This is a genomic window from Dyadobacter sp. AC419, from assembly GCF_979253085.1.
In genome coordinates, this window is sequence record NZ_CEEDCD010000015.1 from 16940 (window position 1) to 33951 (window position 17012).

Here is a 17012-nt window from a genome sequence, read left to right on the forward strand (position 1 = left end):
TATGCTGGAAATAATAAAACAGCCCTGGCCATGGTATGTGGCCGGGCCGCTGATCGGGCTAACAGTGCCTGCACTTTAAATACCTGGGTAATAAGTCCTTTGGGATTTCATCATCGCTCCGGCATGTTTGCGCCATGTGCGTTCCGGCTAAAATCCCGTTTTTTCAATACGATTGGAAAAAGGAGTTGTGGAATATGTTTTTTGTGCTGGGTATCTTTTTGGGAGGGATGATAGCGGTGACATTTCTGGCCAACACCGCGCCAGTCCAGCTGAACCCATCATTGGTAAAAAGAGCTGAGCATTTATGGTGTTACTGATTTTTCATCGCTCGTGCCTGTTGAGCTGGTAAGTTGGAATAAACTTTTGACGCTGCCCGGTTTTATCATGATGGTTGGTGGTGGGTTTCTGGTAGGGTTTGGTGCGCGCTACGCGGGTGGCTGCACGAGCGGTCACGCGATTATGGGACTTGCTACCCTGCAATGGCCCTCGCTGGTTGCAACAGTATGTTTTATGATTGGCGGATTTGTAATGGCAAACTGGATATTGCCTTTCATATTAATGATGTAAGCAGATGAAAGATAACTTAAAAGCACATTGGGAAAATATTTATGGTACCAGCTCACCAGAGCAGTTAAGCTGGACAGAACAGAAGCCAGCGCATTCATTGGCCCTGATTCAGGATACAAATACCGCGAAAGATAGTGCAATCATTGACATTGGTGGCGGCGACAGCCTGCTTGTAGATTATTTATTGCTGGAAGGTTACTCGGATATAACAGTTTTGGATATTTCAGCCAAGGCGATAGAGAAAGCCCAAAAAAGGCTTGGAGCAAAGTCTGAGCAGGTTACCTGGCTGGTGGTCGACATACTGGATTTTACACCGGAAAGACAATACGCAATCTGGCACGACAGGGCGGTGTTTCACTTCCTGATCACTGCTGAGCAGAAAGCCCAATATAAGCGCATCGCTGAAAACGCGGTCGCAAAAGGGCATATGATTTTGGGCACTTTTTCTTTGTCCGGCCCTCAGAAATGCAGTGGATTGCCGGTGAGTCAGTACGATATGACTGCACTTGCCGATGTCTTTAAAGATTCGTTTGCCGTAAATACACATTTTTATGCGGGGCATATTACCCCTTTTCAAACAAATCAGGATTTCCTTTTTGCGGATTTCATTAAAGTAAAACAGTAAAAGAGAATGGCAAATTTATCAATAGCTCACAGCTCACAAAGTGAGCATGACATCCGTACAACGGATTCAATATGTATCAATGAAAGCCAAAAACAACATAAATGGTATTATAACTTAAAATACCTTGTGGTTGGATTACTTTTTGGCGTACTATTTGTGAAAGCAGAAGTGATCAGCTGGTTTAGGATCCAGGAAATGTTCAGGCTGCAATCGTTTCATATGTACGGCATTATTGGAAGCGCCGTACTGGTCGGAATGATTTCAGTGTGGCTTATCAAACGGTACCGGATCAAAACCATTTCAGGGGAAGCTATCATCTTCACCGATAAGAAGTTCAATAAAGGCCAAATTTATGGAGGCCTATTATTTGGGCTGGGCTGGGCTTTGACCGGCGCTTGTCCGGGGCCTTTGTTTGCACAGATTGGTATGGGGGCAACTGTTGTAATCGTCACGCTAATTAGCGCAGTGGCAGGAACCTGGGTGTATGGCCGGTTTAGGGATCAATTACCTCATTAGTTTCAGTAAAGAGTTGAATTAAAAAAGATTTTGTTATGAAAATACGACAATTCGAAGATAAATACTTGGCACATTACAGTTATGCCATCCTAAGTGAATGCGAATCAAAAATGGTATTAATCGATCCGGCCCGGAATCCAGAGCCTTATTATGCGTTTGCAAAAGAGCATCAAGCCCAGATTATCGCTGTAATAGAAACGCATTCACATGCCGACTTCGTCAGCAGTCATCTGGAAATTGCCCAGACCACTGGTGCTGCCATTTATGCGAGCCGAAAAATTGACGCTGCTTACACTTTGACGCCTTTTGACGAAGGAGACACATTAGCTTTTGGCAAAATCATATTGAAAGCTATTAACACACCAGGCCATTCGGATGACAGCATATCCGTTCTTTTAGAACATGATGGCAAACCTAAATATTTGTTCAGTGGGGATACGCTGTTCATTGGCGATTGTGGCCGTCCGGATTTGAGAGGAACTGGCAAAGACATGGACGCGCAGCGCAACAGACTGGCAGCTAAAATGTATGATTCACTTCGCAAAAAACTACTTCCATTACCTGATGATGTGATCCTCTATCCGGCGCATGGAGCGGGCACTTTATGCGGAAAAGCGCTGAGTGATGCTGCCAGCAGCAGCATGGGAGAGCAAAAGAGAGAGAACTGGTCCCTGCAACCCATGAGTCAGGAAGCCTTTGTACAACAATTAAGCTCTGATCAGCCCTTTATTCCAGGCTATTTTCCTTTTGATGTCGATCTGAATAAAAAAGGTGCACCAGCATTTGGGGACAGTATTGGTAAAGTAAAAGCCGGCTTCATCATTCGGGCAAAGTAAGGTTGAGCAATTAGATCCTGATCTATGGGTTGTAGATAGCCGCGACCAACAGGATTTTAAAAACGGGCATCTGGCCGGATCCATTAATATTATGGACGGAGCCAAGTTCGAAACCTGGCTGGGGAGCATGATTGATCCTTCGGAGCAGTTTTACCTTGCTGCCCAGAATTTAGAAACTTTAAAAGAGCTTATTAAGCGCACAGCATCCATCGGATATGAAGCCAAGATCAAGGAAGCTTTTGTATTAAACGGTGGGAAGCAAACTATTCAGCCTTTGGACCTGGAAGATTTTAGGGATCATCAGGACAAATACACCATTGTTGATGTAAGAAACAGCTCGGAAGTATCTGAGAATCCAATTTTCAGTAGTAGTATTTCGATTCCGCTGGCCGATTTGAAAAGCAGGATTGATGAAATCCCTCATGATAAGCCGATTGCAGTACACTGCGCGGGTGGATACCGAAGCGCTATTGGCAGCTCATTGATTGCTTCGTTAATTGGGGAAGGCAAAGCCGTATATGACATTGGAGAACACATCAAAGAGTTTGATGAGCAGCCTGCTGTTGATTAGTGATTAATCTTCCGAGAGCATTTTAAAAAAAAACTGACTTTTGATTCACTAAAAACCCGATCGTTTGCGTTAACAATATTAAAGCAAGCGGTCGGGAGACCTGATCTGATATAACTTCCACTTGCAATATTTGATTTTACAGTGAAACAATTCAGTATAAAACATCAAGTTCAAGGACGCAAGCCTGTCAGGGCGGTGGTCTTCTTGTTTTTTATTTTGTTTTTGTTGTCCAACTGTCAAATTAAAAAATCTTTGCGTGATGCACTTCTAGATCACTTAAGCAAAGAGAATACCACGCAGAGAATCGATAAAGGTTTACCTGTTGCTACTACGGTGACCCAGCATGAGCCTTGTGGAATTCATAACAACTCTGCTTATGCTGATCAGCACCTTAGTACCACATCAGATACGGCTACCTTGCCGGCGGCTGAGTTCTTTACATTGTCGTATCTGCCATTTCTGCTGATATTCGCTAGATTCCTGGGAGATGTGCACAGCCCCTTGGCGCATCACTTTAAAGTTTTACTTGCCAAAACTGGCATTCCCATCTACATCAAAAACAGATATCTTCTGATTTGAGCCTACATAATAAATCTAACTTTTTATTGGTACTAACAAGATTTTACCCTTGTTGATGCCGCAGTTTTAAATTTAATAGATTTAATATGATAAGGCTTAAGCTTTGTCTGTCAAGCATTTTCGTGATGTTTGTCAGCTCGTCCTTGCATGCACAATCCAGTTTGGGACTTACCAAAATTTGGGAAATGACCCTTTCCGATTATCCATCATTAAGCTCAAAACAAGCGCAGCTGGATGAATCCAGATTCACTAAGAGGCTCACCCGGAATAATGCCTATATGCCCAATGTGCAATTGCAGCTCCAAAATTCGATGGGGACCTATGCCAGCAGCAGCGGTGCATTTTTTCCACTTCCTGGCGTGATTAATATCAATGGCCGGGCCTCAGGGCAACCACGCCAGCCGTCAGCAGCATTCAATACCTTCGGATCGGTTGTAGCAGATTGGAAGTTCTTCGAATTTGGCCGCAAAAATCTTTCCATCAAAGCTGCTGATCTGGGTATCGATCAGGCGACAAACGAGCTCAGCGCTGAACAGCTTAGGCTTAAAACCAGATCTACCCAATTGTTTTTGAAGCTGTTAAACAGTAAAGTCAATTTGCAATGGGCACTTCAAAATGAAGCACGGTACAAAACAAATCTTTGAGTTATCGGCAAGTCTGGCTGTGGCAGGCTTAGAAGCCGGGAGCGGACAGTTCACTTGCCTTGTCTGCTTATTTGCAGACGGATGCAGAGCAAGAGTCGTGGCAAGCAAAATTAAGCTCAGACCTGCAAGCGCTAATTGAACTCGCACCTGAGGTGGACACAGCCCAGGCGCTATATTATCAGCCTTACCTGGCCCCGGCTCCTGTAATGCAAGGCGGCGTGATAGAGCCTGGTCACCCATACTTGCAAGTACTTGATGATGCTGTAAGGTATGGCCAGACCCAGGCTGAGCTCGCTGGCCGCCAGGCGCTACCATCATTTTCAGCACTTGGAGGACTAGCCCTGAGGGGCAGCGGTATTAGTCAGGATGGCTTTGTGGAAAATGGAGTTTTAGATGGCTACGCAAACGGGTCCACCAACTACCTGCTGGGTGTGGCTGTTACTTGGAACATAACCAATGCATCTAACAGTAACTTAGAGAAGAAACGTATATTGTCAAAGGTTAGGTCACGCCAGGCAAATTATGATGTTCAAAAACTTGATCTGAACACACGGCAGAGTTCGGCCTCAAAACGTATTGAAGGACAACTAAAACAAATCAGCAGCATTAATGCAGCGGTTAAAAACGCCAGGCTGGCTTACGAGCTTTATTTATCAAGATATGAGAATGGGCTGATCAGTTTGACAGAACTATTGCAGATCCAGTTGATCTTACAGCAAGCAGAGAAAACCAATATCGATGCCCATAGTCAACTATGGGAGCAGGTTCTGGTCCGCTCGGAGGCATCGGGCGATTTTTCCTATCTGCAAAACCAATTTAAATAGAATACGATGAATATTATAAGGCTTGCTTTGCGAAGACCTTTATCGATAATGGTAGCTGTTATTGGTATAGCTTACTTTTCTTTCACGGCGATCCGCAAGATCAATGTGGATATATTCCCTAGGGTCGAACTTCCGGTCATCTATATTGCTATGCCCTATGGTGGGCTATCACCAGCCTATATGGATGGTTTTATGGCCAACGAGTTTCAGAAAGTGCTCATATTTGTAAGCGGTGTCAAGGATATTGACTTTAAAAGTATCCAGGGTTTTACGCTGATGAAATTGACATTTTACCCTGGTACCGATATGGCGCAGGCTTCTGGCGAGGTTTCAACCCAGGTTTCCAGGGCTATGGGCTTTCTGCCACCTGGAGCAGTGCCGCCTCAGGTCGTGCGCTTTGATGGCAGCTCGATCCCGATCGGGCAGCTGGTGTTCGAAAGCCCTCAAAGATCAATCACTGAGCTTCAAAATATGGCCCTGACCAAGATCAGGCCGATGTTTGTGTCCATCCCTGGTGTGATACGGCCCCTGCACCTTTCGGTGGTAATATCCGTACGATGGTTGTCAAGGTTAATTCCGATCTGATGCAGTCCTACGGGCTTTCAGCGGAAGAAGTCACTACTGCAATAGCCAAGAATAATTTTCCGGCCCCTGCTGGAAACATCCGGATCGGCAACCAAAATTTGATGAGCCCGCTTAACTCGATTGCCAATGATCCACAGGAATTTTTAGATATTCCAATCCGGAAGGGTTCAGGGACCAATGTATATGTCAAAGATATTGCCAGTGTAGAAGATGCGGCCGATATCACCACCGGCTATGCGATCATCAACGGCAAACGGTCTGTGTATTTGCCTGTGATCAAAAAATCAGATGCGTCTACGCTCAAAGTGGTTGAAAACCTGAAAGCTGCCATACCCATGCTGAAAGCAGCCTTGCCGGAAGATGTAGATATACGGTATGTTTTCGACCAGTCGGGTTATATCGAGCGTTCACTTGAAAACCTGATCCACGAAGGCATTTTAGGGGCGCTGCTAACAGGGCTGATGGTATTTCTTTTTCTGGGAGATTCGCGTGGATCATTGATTGTGGTAATGACCATACCCATCGCGATCCTTTCCGCTGTGATTATGCTATACATGCTCGGTCAAACCATCAATGTGATGACTTTGAGCGGTCTTGCGCTTGCCATTGGGATCCTGGTAGATGAAGCTACGGTAACCATTGAAAATATCCATCAGCATTTTGAAATGGATAAACCCAAAAAAAGGGCTATCCTGGATGCACTGCTTGAAATTTCGGTCCCTAAGCTTTTAATTCTGCTCTGTATACTAGCGGTACTGATCCCTTCATTTATGATGAGTGGCATTCCAAAAGATATGTTTATGCCGCTCTCTTTGGCTGTGGCTTTTGCTATGATCGCCTCTTTTCTGGCTTCCCAGACATTTGTTCCCATCATGGCAAACTGGCTAATGAAACCAGAAAAGCTAAAAGCCCATCACAGGGTTAAAGGCGCAAAGCGGACATGGTTTGACGCTTTTAAGTCCCGATATTTTATTGCTGACCCGCCGTTTGCAAGGCAGGCCCGTAGCTGTTTTGACGGTCTATGCGCTTGCAGTAGGTGTTATGGTGGCGGCACTCTTTTCTGGCAGTCGGAACTGATATTTTACCAGCTAGCAACAGCGGTGATATACAGCTACGGATTGTCGCCCCCGAGGGCAACAGGCTTGAAAATACAGAAGCATACCTAAAAAAAGTGACGGGTATCATCCAGCAGGCACTGCCTGAAAATTCGATTAAAATCAGCTCTGCCTTTGTAGGCCTTCAGCCATCGGCTACCGCTATTAATCCCATCTTTCTGTTCACCAGTGGTTCGCATGAAGCGGTTTTGCAGATTTCGATTGATCAGACGATTTTTAAAGAGTCCATTTCAGCACTCGTAAGGAAAGGATCAGGTCACAAGTAAAAAAAGAGCTGCCTGAGCTGAAAATCAACTTTGAGCCTATGGAGCTTGTTGAAAAGATTATGAGCCAGGGGGCCATGACTCCCATACAGATCAAAGTTGCAGCAGGGCAGCTAAAAGCTGCTAATCAGTATGCGTTGAAGTTGAAAGGGGAAATGGATAAAATCCCTTTTTTAAGAGATGTTCGTATTGCCGAGCCGGTCAATTATCCGAGTGTAAAGATCAATGTAGACAGGCAGCTTGCAGCCCAATTTGGTCTGACTATGGAAGACGTCTCACGGGCGCTGGCTATTGCCGCACATCATCAACCCGTTTTACCAATAAAAACCTGTTGGGTTGATCCTAAGTCAGGTCTAGTATTTCAGGTGGCAGGTGCAGATACCGGAATCTGATATGGGCTCGCTGGGACAAACTTCGCTCTATTCCTCTCAAATCGGGCGAGCCGCGACCGGTACTCGAAGACGTGGCCAGCCTGGAAATGGTTAAGCAAGCAGGACAGGTAAACCGGCAGGGATCGAACCAGGATATGTTACTATACTAGCCAATACCTACCAAAAAGATCTGGGTAGCGCTTCCGGCGCAGTCAAACAAGTTCTGGCGGATGCGGGTGATGCACCACGCGGGGTAATTGTTTCAAGCGAAGGGCTCATGCAGCTGCTGGATGAGACGATGTCGGGACTCCAGACCGGTTTGGTGGTTGCAATTGTGGTGATCTTTTTGATGCTGACAGCTTATTATCAGTCCTTTAAAATATCTGCGATGATACTTGCTGTCGTGCCAGCTGTGATCGGTGGAAGTATCCTGATGCTTTTGTTATTTGGCAGCACACTTAATTTACAGTCCTACATGGGTATTATCATGTCGGTGGGTGTATCTGTTTCTAATGCGGTGCTTCTAATCAACGAGGCTGAGCATAACAGGTTGTACATGGGGATGCAGGCACGGCAGGCAGGCCTTGCTGCGGCATCCTCGCGCCTGCGGCCCATCGTGATGACGACGCTGGCTATGATTGCCGGTATGGTCCCGATGGCTTCGGGCATGGGAGATGGCGGCGAGCAGGTCGCCCCGCTGGGACAGGCTGTAATCGGTGGCCTTCTTTTGTCCACGCTTACTGTGCTTTTGGTTATGCCGCACCTTTTTACATGGGCGATGCGTAAAACAGGCCGAGAAAGTCCATCACTGGATCCGGACGACACCGAGGCTCAATTAATTGCAATCACTAAATGAATAGGACAATGCTGTCAAACATGATGACAACTCATAAAAATTCAACCGTTCTCTTTCTGGGCCTAGCCCTGATAAGTGCTGGTATAAATGGCTGCGATAGCAAACCAGAAACAGACAGCCAAAGCAAGCCAAATGTGAAAGGCCCTGTGAGCGTGCAGGTAATCAGTCCAGTGAAAGACCAGCCAGACTACACGCTGGCGTTGCCAGGTGAGCTAAAACCTTATGAACAGGTCAGCCTATTTGCAAAGGTCAAGGGCTTTGTAAAAAACATCCATGTTGACCGTGGCAGTGTAGTCAAGAAAGGACAGGTACTTGCCATCTTAGAAGCTCCGGAGGTCTCACAACGCTTTCAGTCAGCCAGGTCTGACCAGCAGAAGTTCTATGAAGATTTTCAGCTGAGCCGTCAGATGTATGAAAGGGTTTTGAAAGCTACCCAAAAGGACGGTTCTGTTGCCGCCATCGAGCTGGATAGGGCTAAAAGCAAACTAAGAAGTGACAGTGCTGCGTATCAATCTGCTATATCGAGTGCCCAATCCTTTGGACAGATCGAAGAATATCTAAAAATTATTGCGCCATTCGATGGCGTAGTAGTGGAAAGGAATGTATCAGTGGGAGCCTTGGTGGGGGAAAATAATACAACACCGCTGCTGGTTATTGCCCAGAACAAAAAGCTAAGGCTGACTGTTGCAATTCCGGAAAAACATGCACAGTCTGTTGGAAAAAATGCCATGGCCAGCTTTACGGTTTCCAATCTGCCTGGGAAAATGTTTACGTCTGTTCTATCCAGGAAAAGCCAGGTTTTACAGCAGCAGAACCGCTCGGTAACCGCTGAATTTGATGTGGAAAACAAGGATAATTCCTTGGATGGAGGGGAGTATGCCCAGGTAACGATGAAGCTAAGGCGTCCAGATTCTACTTTATGGGTGCCTGCCAGCAGCATCGTGCACGCGCAGTCGGGAACATTCGTATTGCGTGTGGAAAACCAGGCGGTCAGAAAAGTGCCCATCAGTGAGGGAACAAGACGGGATTCGGTCCAGGAGGTATTTGGCGAGCTGGATCGAAAAGACCAGATTGTCAAAATTGGCAGCGAAGAGCTGCTCAATGCCGGTAAGGTTAAAATTAAATAACACTTTAAAATAGAAATAATGATGAAAAAGAAATGGTTATCGCCTTCAAACATATTCTCGGCCATGATGGTGGTATTTATCGCAGCTATGGTGATCAGCCCACAGGTAAAAGGATGGACAATTCAGAGCCTGATGAAAATCGGCCTGTTCCAGCCCAAAATTGACAGGCAGCCTGATGAAGCTGCCGCAGAACCTTTACCAAATGTTTATTTTAAAGATGGTGGTGGAAAGACGATTGATCTGGCCTCGTTAAAAGGAAAAGTCATATTTATCAATTTTTGGGCAACCTGGTGCCCGCCCTGCATTGCAGAAATGCCTTCGATCAATGATTTGCATAGCAAGTTTAAGGACAATGAAAAGGTGGTCTTTTTGATGGTGGATGTAGATGGTAATCACCAGAAGTCAGATAGCTTCATGAAGAAGCACCAGTATGCTTTGGAGGTGGTAAGTCCGGCCAGCGAGATACCGCCGGTTTTTATGCAGGGAGCCGTTCCTACTACGGTTATTCTGGATAGGCAAGGCAAAATGGTATACAGACAGGAAGGTGCTGCGGACTACAGTAGTCCTAAAATTGTTGATATGATCGCACAGCTTGCAAAGTAGGAAAGGCCACTTAATAATCATTATGAAGCAAACTGCTTATGACAAATCTCACCAAAGTTTGTAGGCTTGTTTATCAGATTATGTATCATTCCAATCAATGGAAAGATCATGCATTTTGAAAAACTTTTACAGGCTGTCTGACTTAGCACCTAGTCCAATGCAGCAGCATAATCATACTTAATAAGTAAATCAATTAAAACTATAAGAAATGAAAAAGATCGCATGTCTTTTATTTGCCACCTTATTGTTGCTTTCAAGCCGAGCCTGGGCGCAAAATAAACCGTTTAGCCCCAGTGAGTTTCACGGTGCAACTGCCGATAAAAAGTCTTATAAGGTCGTCTACCAACTGAATAGCGACGATGATAAAACAATTAAGGCAACCCTAAAAAACATAATGAATGCCCTGGAAGATCCCCGTTTGAAAGGAAAGCTGAAGGCTGAGCTCGTAGTTCACGGCGGGGGAGTTGCGGTCTTCAAAAAAACCAATCCTTATGAGAGCCAGGTGAAGGCCTTACAGGCAAAAGGGGTTATCCTGGCGGAATGCGAAAACACACTTCGGGAGCGTAATATCAGTAAGGATGAGCTTTTCGATTTTATATCATTTGTCCCTAGCGGTAACGGCGAGATCATAATCCGTCAGCAGCAGGGGTGGGCGGTTGTACACCCATAAACGCCTACCGCTATGAATAGAATTGTTTTTCTTACGATTATGCTCGTAAACCTTTTTGCTTTGGGCAGGGTGAGCGGGCAGGATCATTCTTTTGATCCGCCCTGGAATACGCCGCCCACTGAAGGCTTACAGTTTACAGTACCAGGCATAGACAATGTACCTGATCTGTATGGAGATATTACTGATCCCCAATTAATCATATTTTTTGGAGGTAACCAGTTTATGGTGATTGATGATTTGTTATCAGCATTTAAAAAACAGTATCCGCAGTATCAACGGGTATTTGCAGAGACGTTACCGCCCGGGATTTTGGGCAAACAGATCCAGTCTGGATCTATAACGATTGGGAATATGCGTATCAGTCATCAGCCGGACATTTATACCGCCGGAAAAGGGAAAATTGATGAGTTCTCGGACATGTTTTTGCGAACAGAAACCTATGCTAAAAGCAAACTTGCCATTATGGTTCAGAAAGGCAACCCGCAGCAGATAAAAAGCCTGGCAGATCTGGGCCATAAGGACGTGTTGGTAAGTATGCCAAACCCGGAATGGGAAGGGATAGGGAAGCTTATCGAAGAAGCTTATACGAAAGTTGGCGGTCAGAAGCTTCGCGAGCTGATTATGCATGACAAGGTAAATGCGAAGACAACTTTTTTAACCCAGATCCATCACCGGCAAACACCGATGCGAATTTTGTACGGGCAATCACATGCAGGTCCGGTCTGGTATTCTGAGGCCTATTATCAAAAAATGATCGGGCATCCGATTGAGCTGGTAGAAATTCCTGAGAAAGATAATATTGAATCAACCTATGTGGCTGGTTTGCTAAAAAAAGCACCCCATCCGAAAGCGGCGAAGGATTTTATGGATTTTCTAACCAGTACTACCGCAAAAAATATTTATGTCAAATATGGCTTTAATGTAAATTAAACGGCCTGTCCTAAAAATTCTTTTCGAACATGAAAAAGATCACACAAATTATTACAGTATTATCTCTGTTAGTATCATTTACATTCGTGCAGGGACAAACTAAGCAGGAGCCCTGGTCTTCTTCTCAGCTTATGCCACCAAAGCAATTGGCAGACCGGATCCAGCAAGCAAAAACTCTTATGCCCCTTATCGTTAATATCGGCCCGCAGGCAGTTATCAAAGGTTCTGTGGATATCGGCCCGGCAGACGAAAAGGCCAACCTTAAAAAGCTGGAAACATTACTTTCGAAAGAGGATAAAAACCGTGAAGTGGTCCTGTACTGTGGTTGCTGTCCCTTTGATCGTTGTCCTAATATCAGGCCTGCCTTTCCCAGATTAAGAAAATGGGATTTAAAAACGCTAAACTTCTGGATATACCCAAGAATATTAAAACAGATTGGATAGATAAAGATTACCCAGTTCAATAATGATTTCTAAAATGAAACAATTACCCCTCATAGTTTTTTTAACGGTTCTTTTGTATGGTATTGGCGGAAATTTATCCGCTCAGCAACCACTTAAAATCGGAAGCCAGGCTCCCGAAATAACGCTGCCTTCGATAACTGGCGAACAAAAGTCGCTTTCATCCATGAAAGGCAATCTTGTGTTGATCGACTTTTGGGCATCCTGGTGCGCGCCCTGCATTCAGGAGCAGCCAGAGCTTAAACGATTATATGCAAAGTATCACCGCCCTGGATCACAAAGCAAAAATTTTGAAATTTTTGCAGTTTCCCCTTGACAGTAAAAGAGACGCTTGGCAGCGGGCGATCACGAAACTCGGTCTTCCCTGGACCCAGGTCAGCGATTTGAAATTCTGGGCATCGCCTGTTGCAAAGACTTATCAATTAGAGGGGATTCCTTTCAATGCGATCATTGACGAAAAAGGCTCGATTATTGCACTAAATCTGCATGGAAAAGAGCTAGACCAGTTTTTAAGTGATAAGGTAGGCAAGTAATTTTAGTACTAAACAAACTGATTATCCAAACCAGTTACCTGATTAAGCAAGGTTTGCGGTCGTTCCAGGATTCTTGAATCTGCTCTCAGGGAAGGGTTCGCAGGAGAAAGCACTAGGTTCCCCCGAAAGCCGTCTTTTTCTTTAACATACTGACGTGGCTCCCTTTGGTTTACACTTTGCCTATAAGTGCTCGGCCCTAGAGATAACGCGCGTTTAAAGGAGGCCGATAGCCAACACGAACTTAGCCGATCAATTAGATACCGCCAAGCAGGCCAGCGTTAAAGGCCCTGCATCGCTAAATTCATTATAGAAATAGGAAGCAAACATAAAGTTTGGCTTCCTATTTTGTTCAGATTCTCATACTGGCGTGGCCATCTGCTCACAAGCCTTTGCACATGCTCGGCAGGCTTCCGCGCACCGGCGGCAATGATCCATCCCCATATGCGCATGCTGCTCGCATTCCTGTGCACAAGCATTACAAGCATTCGCGAAACACGGCACAAATCTGCGCTGAATTCGCTTCCCAGGCTCATTACTTCTACGGCGCTACGGCAGATGGCAGCGCATTCAAGATCAAGCTGGATACATCTGACTAACTTTTCTGGATTAGCTTCTTTTAAACATTCAGTTGCACAATAGCTGCATGCCACTGCACAAGCCGCACAAGCGTCGATGCAGTCTTTAAATTGTTGATTTGCCATATTTCATAGTTTAAATAAACATTATTGAAATTGGCGTTTCGATACAAAAACGGTTCCAGTGTCCCAGCTATTTGAGAACTTAATTGTCTTATTTTTTTGCGAGCTGCTAGCTGGCTTTTGTAACCGCTATTGGCTGACTAGTTAGTCGGTCGTTTACTGTTTATTTGAAAAGTTACTTTATTATGTAGGGATGTCTCTGTAAAAATATCAGGAAAAAGTATCTCTCATGAGCGTAAGATCGCTGACCTGGAATTCATCAAGAAGTCAATGATTAGCGGTGTAGACAAATGCCTGGAAAAATGGTCGCCCGGATACTGCCGAATGTAACTGTCCAATGCTTGTTAGCGCGATAACCTAGATTTTCACTTTTGAAAAAACATACAAGTTTTCTATGGCGATCTGTTTGCAGCGTTCGTCGTATTTGGCCGTCTCCTGCGCGCTGCCATCAAAGGCTTTTGAGTGCATCGTAACGGAACGGCAACCCTGGCAGCTGCGCCTTTTACAACAGGGCACGCTTCATCAGCCTGCGAGCAGGTCATGATAGCGCAAAAATTGCTTTGAGGGTTGCTAGCGTCATCATATTTTTTTGAAAAAGCTTTCATAGGTTCAGCTCCGTCCCCGTAGCTTACATGATAAACCGGGTTTTTGCCCTCTGATGTTTTCGTTACCGCAAAACCAGCCCGCTCGCAGGCAGCGACCGCCCGCTCATTGAATGCGCTGGCCTCAGTACCGCCAGAGTATGTTTTCACATTAGGGATATCGTAATTTGCAGCAGCAGTTGCGCCCCAAATTTGGCCGAAATGGCTGCGGCGCGAATTGTGCGTGCAGATGTAAGTGAGCTGCACGGGCTGGCCGGCTTTAACCTGCTTTTGGATAAATGCGGCTATTTTGTCGAGCTCTTCTCTTCTCTCGCCTGGAATTTTTAAAATGTCGTCTTTAATCGTGTTGATGTAGGAAGACAGCTTCGGGTTTAGTGCTTTTTTGTTGTCTGATTTGCTAGCTGGCATGATTGCGGCAGTGGTAAAAAAGGTTATTAGTAAAAGATGGATCAGGCTCATATTTATCAGGTAAGTTGTAGTCAATCGTAAAGATACGATAGAATTTATCAGACAAAAAAATATTCATCGTAATATTGCAATTGATAGAATGCTATCTATATTTGCAGCATGGGAGTAACTAAAACCGAAATATTCACAGAGCAGCAGAACCGTATCGCCGATCTGGCAAAGGCGTTTTCGCACCCGGCCAGGGTTGCGATCTTGCAACTGCTAATTTCCAGAAAAGCATGTGTTTGCGGTGATTTAGTGGATGAGCTCGAACTTGCCCAGGCAACTGTTTCACAGCATTTAAAAGAGCTCAAAAGGATCGGCATTATCCACGGTGAAATCAATCCACCAAGGGTATGTTATTGCATAAACCCGGTCGTGTGGTCAGAAGCGCAAAAAACTTTCGGTACGTTGCTTGATACATTTGCCCTTAGTGAATCCTGCTGCAACTAGGCAGGGCATTTTTTTGAAAATATCAATCGTAATAATACATTTAACCAATAAAAACCATGAGCCAATTAAATCCGGAGACCCGCGGTCCGATGAGCTGGGGTGATTTCAAAAATACCCTTAAACAAAACCCTGATCTGCACCTGCAATTCCAATATGAGGAAGGCAAATTTGTAGACAGCTCTTACCACATTACCGAGATCAAACAAGCACCGATTGTTTCAGTTGATTGCGGCGGGGTAATGAACAGCTGGACAGAAGTGATCGTGCAGCTATGGGAACCCTCAGAGAAAGAAGTAGACCGTTCAATGAAAGTTGACAAAGCGCTGAAAATTGTTGACCTGGTTGAAAAATCCCTTCCCCTGAACCCTAATGCAACCGTTAAAATTGAGTTCGGCAATTCCAGGTTTGATACACGCCAGATGTACCCCGGAGAATTTGCCTCCGATGGTGAAACATTCACTGTTAACCTGGTTCCGGACTTCACCCAATGCAAGGCACTTACCCGAAACCAAAGCTGCGGCACGTCGCCCGCCGAAGCTTCATGCTGCGCGCCTGCCCCTGTTAAACAGGAATTGGAACTGGTCACCTCCGATGGTGAGAGCTGCAAGCCAGGCTCTGGGTGCTGCTAATCAAAACAACCAGCTATGAAACTTCAAATTGATAAAGCAGGGCCAGCAGACAAAGAACTCGTAATCAGCCTGCTGAAAGATGCAGGCCTTCTTACCGAAGACTTGCCTGCTGGCTTGCCGGATTTTCTTTTAGCCAGACAGGAAGGAGCACTTGTTGGTGTTGCTGGAATAGAGCTTTATAGAGAAGTTGGATTGTTACGCTCAGTTGCAGTTCGCCCTGATCATCAGGGTAAGGGCATTGCCCGAAAATTGGTCGAGCAGCTGCTGGCAAATGCTGACACGAAAGAACTTGAAGCTATATATTTGATCACAACCACAGCTGACCATTATTTTGACCGCTATGGTTTTGCGGTCGTAAACCGTGAGCAAGTGCCGGAAGCAATTCAGCAAACCAAGCAGTTTAGTGGCCTTTGCCCAACATCTGCTGTCGTGATGAAAAGAGATTTAAAGCATACAACCACATGAATAACCCGCGTCTTTCCTTCCTAGACCGCTACCTGACTTTATGGATTTTTCTGGCCATGCTGATCGGTGTGTCAATTGGCTATTTCTTGCCAGGCACACCTGATTTTATCAACCAGTTTAATTCTGGGTCAGGCGTGAACGTTCCACTAGCCATTGGCCTTGTGCTAATGATGTACCCGCCACTGGCCAAGGTGCGTTATGCAGAGCTGCCAAAGGTGTTTAACAACACCAAGATCCTGGGGCTTTCGCTGCTTCAAAACTGGATCATTGGCCCGCTGCTGATGTTTGGCCTGGCCGTTATCTTCCTTCCCGATAAGCCTGAGTACATGACTGGCCTGATCATGATCGGCATTGCCCGCTGCATTGCCATGGTCATTGTCTGGAATGACCTGGCTAATGGTGACCGCCTGTATGCGGCAGGACTGGTTGCTTTCAACAGCATTTTTCAAGTCTTGTTTTATTCGGTGTATGCCTATGTTTTCGTAACGGTATTACCGCCGCTTTTCGGCTTGAAGGGCTTTGAGGTTAACATTACTATTGGGCAAGTTGCCCAAAGCGTTTTCATTTATCTGGGCATCCCGTTCTTGGCAGGCATTATTTCACGGATCGTATTAACGAAGCTGTATAGTAAGCAGTGGTATGAGAAGAAATTTCTTCCCGCCATCAGCCCAATCACATTAATTGCCTTGCTCTTTACGATTGTGGTCATGTTTAGTTTGAAGGGCCAGCTGATTGTCAGTATTCCCTTTGACGTGCTGCGCATTGCGCTGCCGCTTACAATCTATTTTGCAATCATGTTTTTCTCTGCTTTCTACCTGTCCAAACGCGCAGGCGCAGATTATGCCAAATCAACATCGCTGGCCTTCACTGCCGCAGGTAACAACTTTGAGCTCGGGATAGCGGTAGCCATCGCAGTATTCGGGATTGATTCGGGGGCTGCATTCGCTGCTGTCATTGGCCCACTAATAGAAGTGCCGGTATTGATCCTGATGGTCAATTTTGCACTCAAACAGCAGCACAAGTTTTCCAATTAACTACATAT

24 protein-coding genes and 1 pseudogene are annotated in these 17012 nt (G+C 45.4%); 23 read left to right on the forward strand and 2 right to left on the reverse strand.

Annotated elements, in window-relative coordinates; translation table 11 throughout:
- The first annotated feature begins 1 nt into the window (after nucleotide 1).
- From AC0IYG_RS07245 to AC0IYG_RS07335, 19 genes and pseudogenes are all read left to right on the forward strand, one after another.
- A pseudogene (locus AC0IYG_RS07245) lies at nucleotides 2-567 on the forward strand (YeeE/YedE family protein).
- 4 nt (nucleotides 568-571) lie between these two features.
- On the forward strand, nucleotides 572-1192 hold the full coding sequence (locus AC0IYG_RS07250; protein WP_439556181.1) for a class I SAM-dependent methyltransferase: 621 nt from the start codon (nucleotides 572-574) through the stop codon (nucleotides 1190-1192).
- A gap of 6 nt (nucleotides 1193-1198) precedes the next feature.
- Nucleotides 1199-1708 carry a DUF6691 family protein gene (locus AC0IYG_RS07255; RefSeq protein ID WP_439556182.1) on the forward strand — a complete coding sequence of 170 codons (510 nt, stop codon included), beginning with the start codon at nucleotides 1199-1201 and terminating at the stop codon, nucleotides 1706-1708.
- 35 nt (nucleotides 1709-1743) lie between these two features.
- Nucleotides 1744-2544, forward strand: coding sequence for an MBL fold metallo-hydrolase (locus tag AC0IYG_RS07260; protein ID WP_471710436.1), 801 nt, complete (start codon nucleotides 1744-1746; stop codon nucleotides 2542-2544).
- Between the two features lie 70 nt (nucleotides 2545-2614).
- Nucleotides 2615-3115 (forward strand): rhodanese-like domain-containing protein, encoded by a 501-nt coding sequence (locus AC0IYG_RS07265; RefSeq protein ID WP_471710874.1) that lies wholly within the window; start codon nucleotides 2615-2617, stop codon nucleotides 3113-3115.
- Nucleotides 3116-3256: 141 nt separating this feature from the next.
- Nucleotides 3257-3694, forward strand: coding sequence for a hypothetical protein (locus AC0IYG_RS07270; protein WP_471710437.1), 438 nt, complete (start codon nucleotides 3257-3259; stop codon nucleotides 3692-3694).
- An 86-nt stretch (nucleotides 3695-3780) separates the two neighbouring features.
- Nucleotides 3781-4338: a hypothetical protein gene (locus tag AC0IYG_RS07275; protein ID WP_471710438.1), complete on the forward strand. Its 558-nt coding sequence runs from the start codon at nucleotides 3781-3783 to the stop codon at nucleotides 4336-4338.
- Between the two features lie 59 nt (nucleotides 4339-4397).
- Nucleotides 4398-5162, forward strand: a complete 765-nt coding sequence (locus AC0IYG_RS07280) for a TolC family protein (RefSeq protein WP_471710439.1) — start codon at nucleotides 4398-4400, stop codon at nucleotides 5160-5162.
- A gap of 48 nt (nucleotides 5163-5210) precedes the next feature.
- On the forward strand, nucleotides 5211-5747 hold the full coding sequence (locus AC0IYG_RS07285; RefSeq protein ID WP_471710440.1) for an efflux RND transporter permease subunit: 537 nt from the start codon (nucleotides 5211-5213) through the stop codon (nucleotides 5745-5747).
- Complete coding sequence (locus tag AC0IYG_RS07290) at nucleotides 5720-6913, forward strand: efflux RND transporter permease subunit (protein ID WP_471710442.1); 1194 nt, start codon at nucleotides 5720-5722, stop codon at nucleotides 6911-6913. Before AC0IYG_RS07285 ends, AC0IYG_RS07290 begins: the two co-directional genes overlap by 28 nt.
- Nucleotides 6914-7166: 253 nt before the next feature.
- Nucleotides 7167-7517: an efflux RND transporter permease subunit gene (locus tag AC0IYG_RS07295; protein WP_471710444.1), complete on the forward strand. Its 351-nt coding sequence runs from the start codon at nucleotides 7167-7169 to the stop codon at nucleotides 7515-7517.
- 169 nt (nucleotides 7518-7686) lie between these two features.
- The gene (locus AC0IYG_RS07300) at nucleotides 7687-8352 is read left to right on the forward strand and encodes an efflux RND transporter permease subunit (RefSeq protein ID WP_471710875.1); all 666 of its coding nucleotides are present in this window, start codon (nucleotides 7687-7689) and stop codon (nucleotides 8350-8352) included.
- Nucleotides 8353-8360: 8 nt separating this feature from the next.
- Nucleotides 8361-9479 carry an efflux RND transporter periplasmic adaptor subunit gene (locus AC0IYG_RS07305; RefSeq protein ID WP_171036627.1) on the forward strand — a complete coding sequence of 373 codons (1119 nt, stop codon included), beginning with the start codon at nucleotides 8361-8363 and terminating at the stop codon, nucleotides 9477-9479.
- Between the two features lie 18 nt (nucleotides 9480-9497).
- Entirely contained in the window at nucleotides 9498-10082 is a 585-nt protein-coding gene (locus AC0IYG_RS07310) for a TlpA family protein disulfide reductase (RefSeq protein ID WP_439559755.1), read from the forward strand.
- A gap of 208 nt (nucleotides 10083-10290) precedes the next feature.
- Complete coding sequence (locus AC0IYG_RS07315) at nucleotides 10291-10752, forward strand: DsrE family protein (RefSeq protein WP_082217985.1); 462 nt, start codon at nucleotides 10291-10293, stop codon at nucleotides 10750-10752.
- A gap of 12 nt (nucleotides 10753-10764) precedes the next feature.
- Entirely contained in the window at nucleotides 10765-11682 is a 918-nt protein-coding gene (locus AC0IYG_RS07320; protein ID WP_082217984.1) for a substrate-binding domain-containing protein, read from the forward strand.
- Nucleotides 11683-11711: 29 nt separating this feature from the next.
- Nucleotides 11712-12125 (forward strand): rhodanese-like domain-containing protein, encoded by a 414-nt coding sequence (locus AC0IYG_RS07325; protein ID WP_471710446.1) that lies wholly within the window; start codon nucleotides 11712-11714, stop codon nucleotides 12123-12125.
- A gap of 34 nt (nucleotides 12126-12159) precedes the next feature.
- On the forward strand, nucleotides 12160-12459 hold the full coding sequence (locus tag AC0IYG_RS07330; RefSeq protein ID WP_471710448.1) for a TlpA family protein disulfide reductase: 300 nt from the start codon (nucleotides 12160-12162) through the stop codon (nucleotides 12457-12459).
- Nucleotides 12395-12676, forward strand: a complete 282-nt coding sequence (locus AC0IYG_RS07335) for a TlpA family protein disulfide reductase (RefSeq protein ID WP_471710892.1) — start codon at nucleotides 12395-12397, stop codon at nucleotides 12674-12676. Before AC0IYG_RS07330 ends, AC0IYG_RS07335 begins: the two co-directional genes overlap by 65 nt.
- 278 nt (nucleotides 12677-12954) lie before the next feature.
- On the opposite strand, the gene AC0IYG_RS07340 is transcribed toward AC0IYG_RS07335, so the two are convergent.
- Both AC0IYG_RS07340 and AC0IYG_RS07345 read right to left on the reverse strand, forming a co-directional pair.
- Nucleotides 12955-13377: a four-helix bundle copper-binding protein gene (locus AC0IYG_RS07340; RefSeq protein WP_471710450.1), complete on the reverse strand. Its 423-nt coding sequence runs from the start codon at nucleotides 13375-13377 to the stop codon at nucleotides 12955-12957.
- A gap of 389 nt (nucleotides 13378-13766) precedes the next feature.
- The gene (locus AC0IYG_RS07345; protein WP_471710452.1) at nucleotides 13767-14384 is read right to left on the reverse strand and encodes a protein-tyrosine-phosphatase; all 618 of its coding nucleotides are present in this window, start codon (nucleotides 14382-14384) and stop codon (nucleotides 13767-13769) included.
- Nucleotides 14385-14543: 159 nt separating this feature from the next.
- Here AC0IYG_RS07345 and AC0IYG_RS07350 point away from each other — a divergent pair, with 159 nt between their 5' ends.
- From AC0IYG_RS07350 to arsB, 4 genes are read left to right on the forward strand one after another with little or no spacing between them, the layout of a single operon-like run.
- A complete protein-coding gene (locus tag AC0IYG_RS07350; RefSeq protein WP_082217981.1) occupies nucleotides 14544-14876 on the forward strand; it encodes an ArsR/SmtB family transcription factor in 333 nt (110 codons plus the stop codon).
- Nucleotides 14877-14932: 56 nt separating this feature from the next.
- A complete protein-coding gene (locus tag AC0IYG_RS07355) occupies nucleotides 14933-15505 on the forward strand; it encodes a DUF6428 family protein (RefSeq protein WP_229208591.1) in 573 nt (190 codons plus the stop codon).
- Nucleotides 15506-15520: 15 nt separating this feature from the next.
- Nucleotides 15521-15970, forward strand: coding sequence for an arsenic resistance N-acetyltransferase ArsN2 (arsN2, locus tag AC0IYG_RS07360; RefSeq protein ID WP_082217980.1), 450 nt, complete (start codon nucleotides 15521-15523; stop codon nucleotides 15968-15970).
- Complete coding sequence (gene arsB, locus AC0IYG_RS07365) at nucleotides 15967-17004, forward strand: ACR3 family arsenite efflux transporter (protein ID WP_082217979.1); 1038 nt, start codon at nucleotides 15967-15969, stop codon at nucleotides 17002-17004. Before arsN2 ends, arsB begins: the two co-directional genes overlap by 4 nt.
- The last annotated feature ends 8 nt before the right edge of the window (nucleotides 17005-17012 follow it).

Coding starts and splice junctions, on each gene's coding strand:
- AC0IYG_RS07250 (WP_439556181.1), top strand. CDS start 572: ATGAAAGATAACTTAAAAGCACATTGGGAAAATATTTATGGTACCAGC.
- AC0IYG_RS07255 (WP_439556182.1), top strand. CDS start 1,199: ATGGCAAATTTATCAATAGCTCACAGCTCACAAAGTGAGCATGACATC.
- AC0IYG_RS07260 (WP_471710436.1), top strand. CDS start 1,744: ATGAAAATACGACAATTCGAAGATAAATACTTGGCACATTACAGTTAT.
- AC0IYG_RS07275 (WP_471710438.1), top strand. CDS start 3,781: ATGATAAGGCTTAAGCTTTGTCTGTCAAGCATTTTCGTGATGTTTGTC.
- AC0IYG_RS07285 (WP_471710440.1), top strand. CDS start 5,211: ATGGTAGCTGTTATTGGTATAGCTTACTTTTCTTTCACGGCGATCCGC.
- AC0IYG_RS07290 (WP_471710442.1), top strand. CDS start 5,720: ATGGTTGTCAAGGTTAATTCCGATCTGATGCAGTCCTACGGGCTTTCA.
- AC0IYG_RS07295 (WP_471710444.1), top strand. CDS start 7,167: ATGGAGCTTGTTGAAAAGATTATGAGCCAGGGGGCCATGACTCCCATA.
- AC0IYG_RS07305 (WP_171036627.1), top strand. CDS start 8,361: ATGCTGTCAAACATGATGACAACTCATAAAAATTCAACCGTTCTCTTT.
- AC0IYG_RS07310 (WP_439559755.1), top strand. CDS start 9,498: ATGATGAAAAAGAAATGGTTATCGCCTTCAAACATATTCTCGGCCATG.
- AC0IYG_RS07315 (WP_082217985.1), top strand. CDS start 10,291: ATGAAAAAGATCGCATGTCTTTTATTTGCCACCTTATTGTTGCTTTCA.
- AC0IYG_RS07320 (WP_082217984.1), top strand. CDS start 10,765: ATGAATAGAATTGTTTTTCTTACGATTATGCTCGTAAACCTTTTTGCT.
- AC0IYG_RS07325 (WP_471710446.1), top strand. CDS start 11,712: ATGAAAAAGATCACACAAATTATTACAGTATTATCTCTGTTAGTATCA.
- AC0IYG_RS07330 (WP_471710448.1), top strand. CDS start 12,160: ATGAAACAATTACCCCTCATAGTTTTTTTAACGGTTCTTTTGTATGGT.
- AC0IYG_RS07335 (WP_471710892.1), top strand. CDS start 12,395: ATGCAAAGTATCACCGCCCTGGATCACAAAGCAAAAATTTTGAAATTT.
- AC0IYG_RS07340 (WP_471710450.1), bottom strand. CDS start 13,377: ATGGCAAATCAACAATTTAAAGACTGCATCGACGCTTGTGCGGCTTGT.
- AC0IYG_RS07345 (WP_471710452.1), bottom strand. CDS start 14,384: ATGCCAGCTAGCAAATCAGACAACAAAAAAGCACTAAACCCGAAGCTG.
- AC0IYG_RS07350 (WP_082217981.1), top strand. CDS start 14,544: ATGGGAGTAACTAAAACCGAAATATTCACAGAGCAGCAGAACCGTATC.
- AC0IYG_RS07355 (WP_229208591.1), top strand. CDS start 14,933: ATGAGCCAATTAAATCCGGAGACCCGCGGTCCGATGAGCTGGGGTGAT.
- arsN2 (WP_082217980.1), top strand. CDS start 15,521: ATGAAACTTCAAATTGATAAAGCAGGGCCAGCAGACAAAGAACTCGTA.
- arsB (WP_082217979.1), top strand. CDS start 15,967: ATGAATAACCCGCGTCTTTCCTTCCTAGACCGCTACCTGACTTTATGG.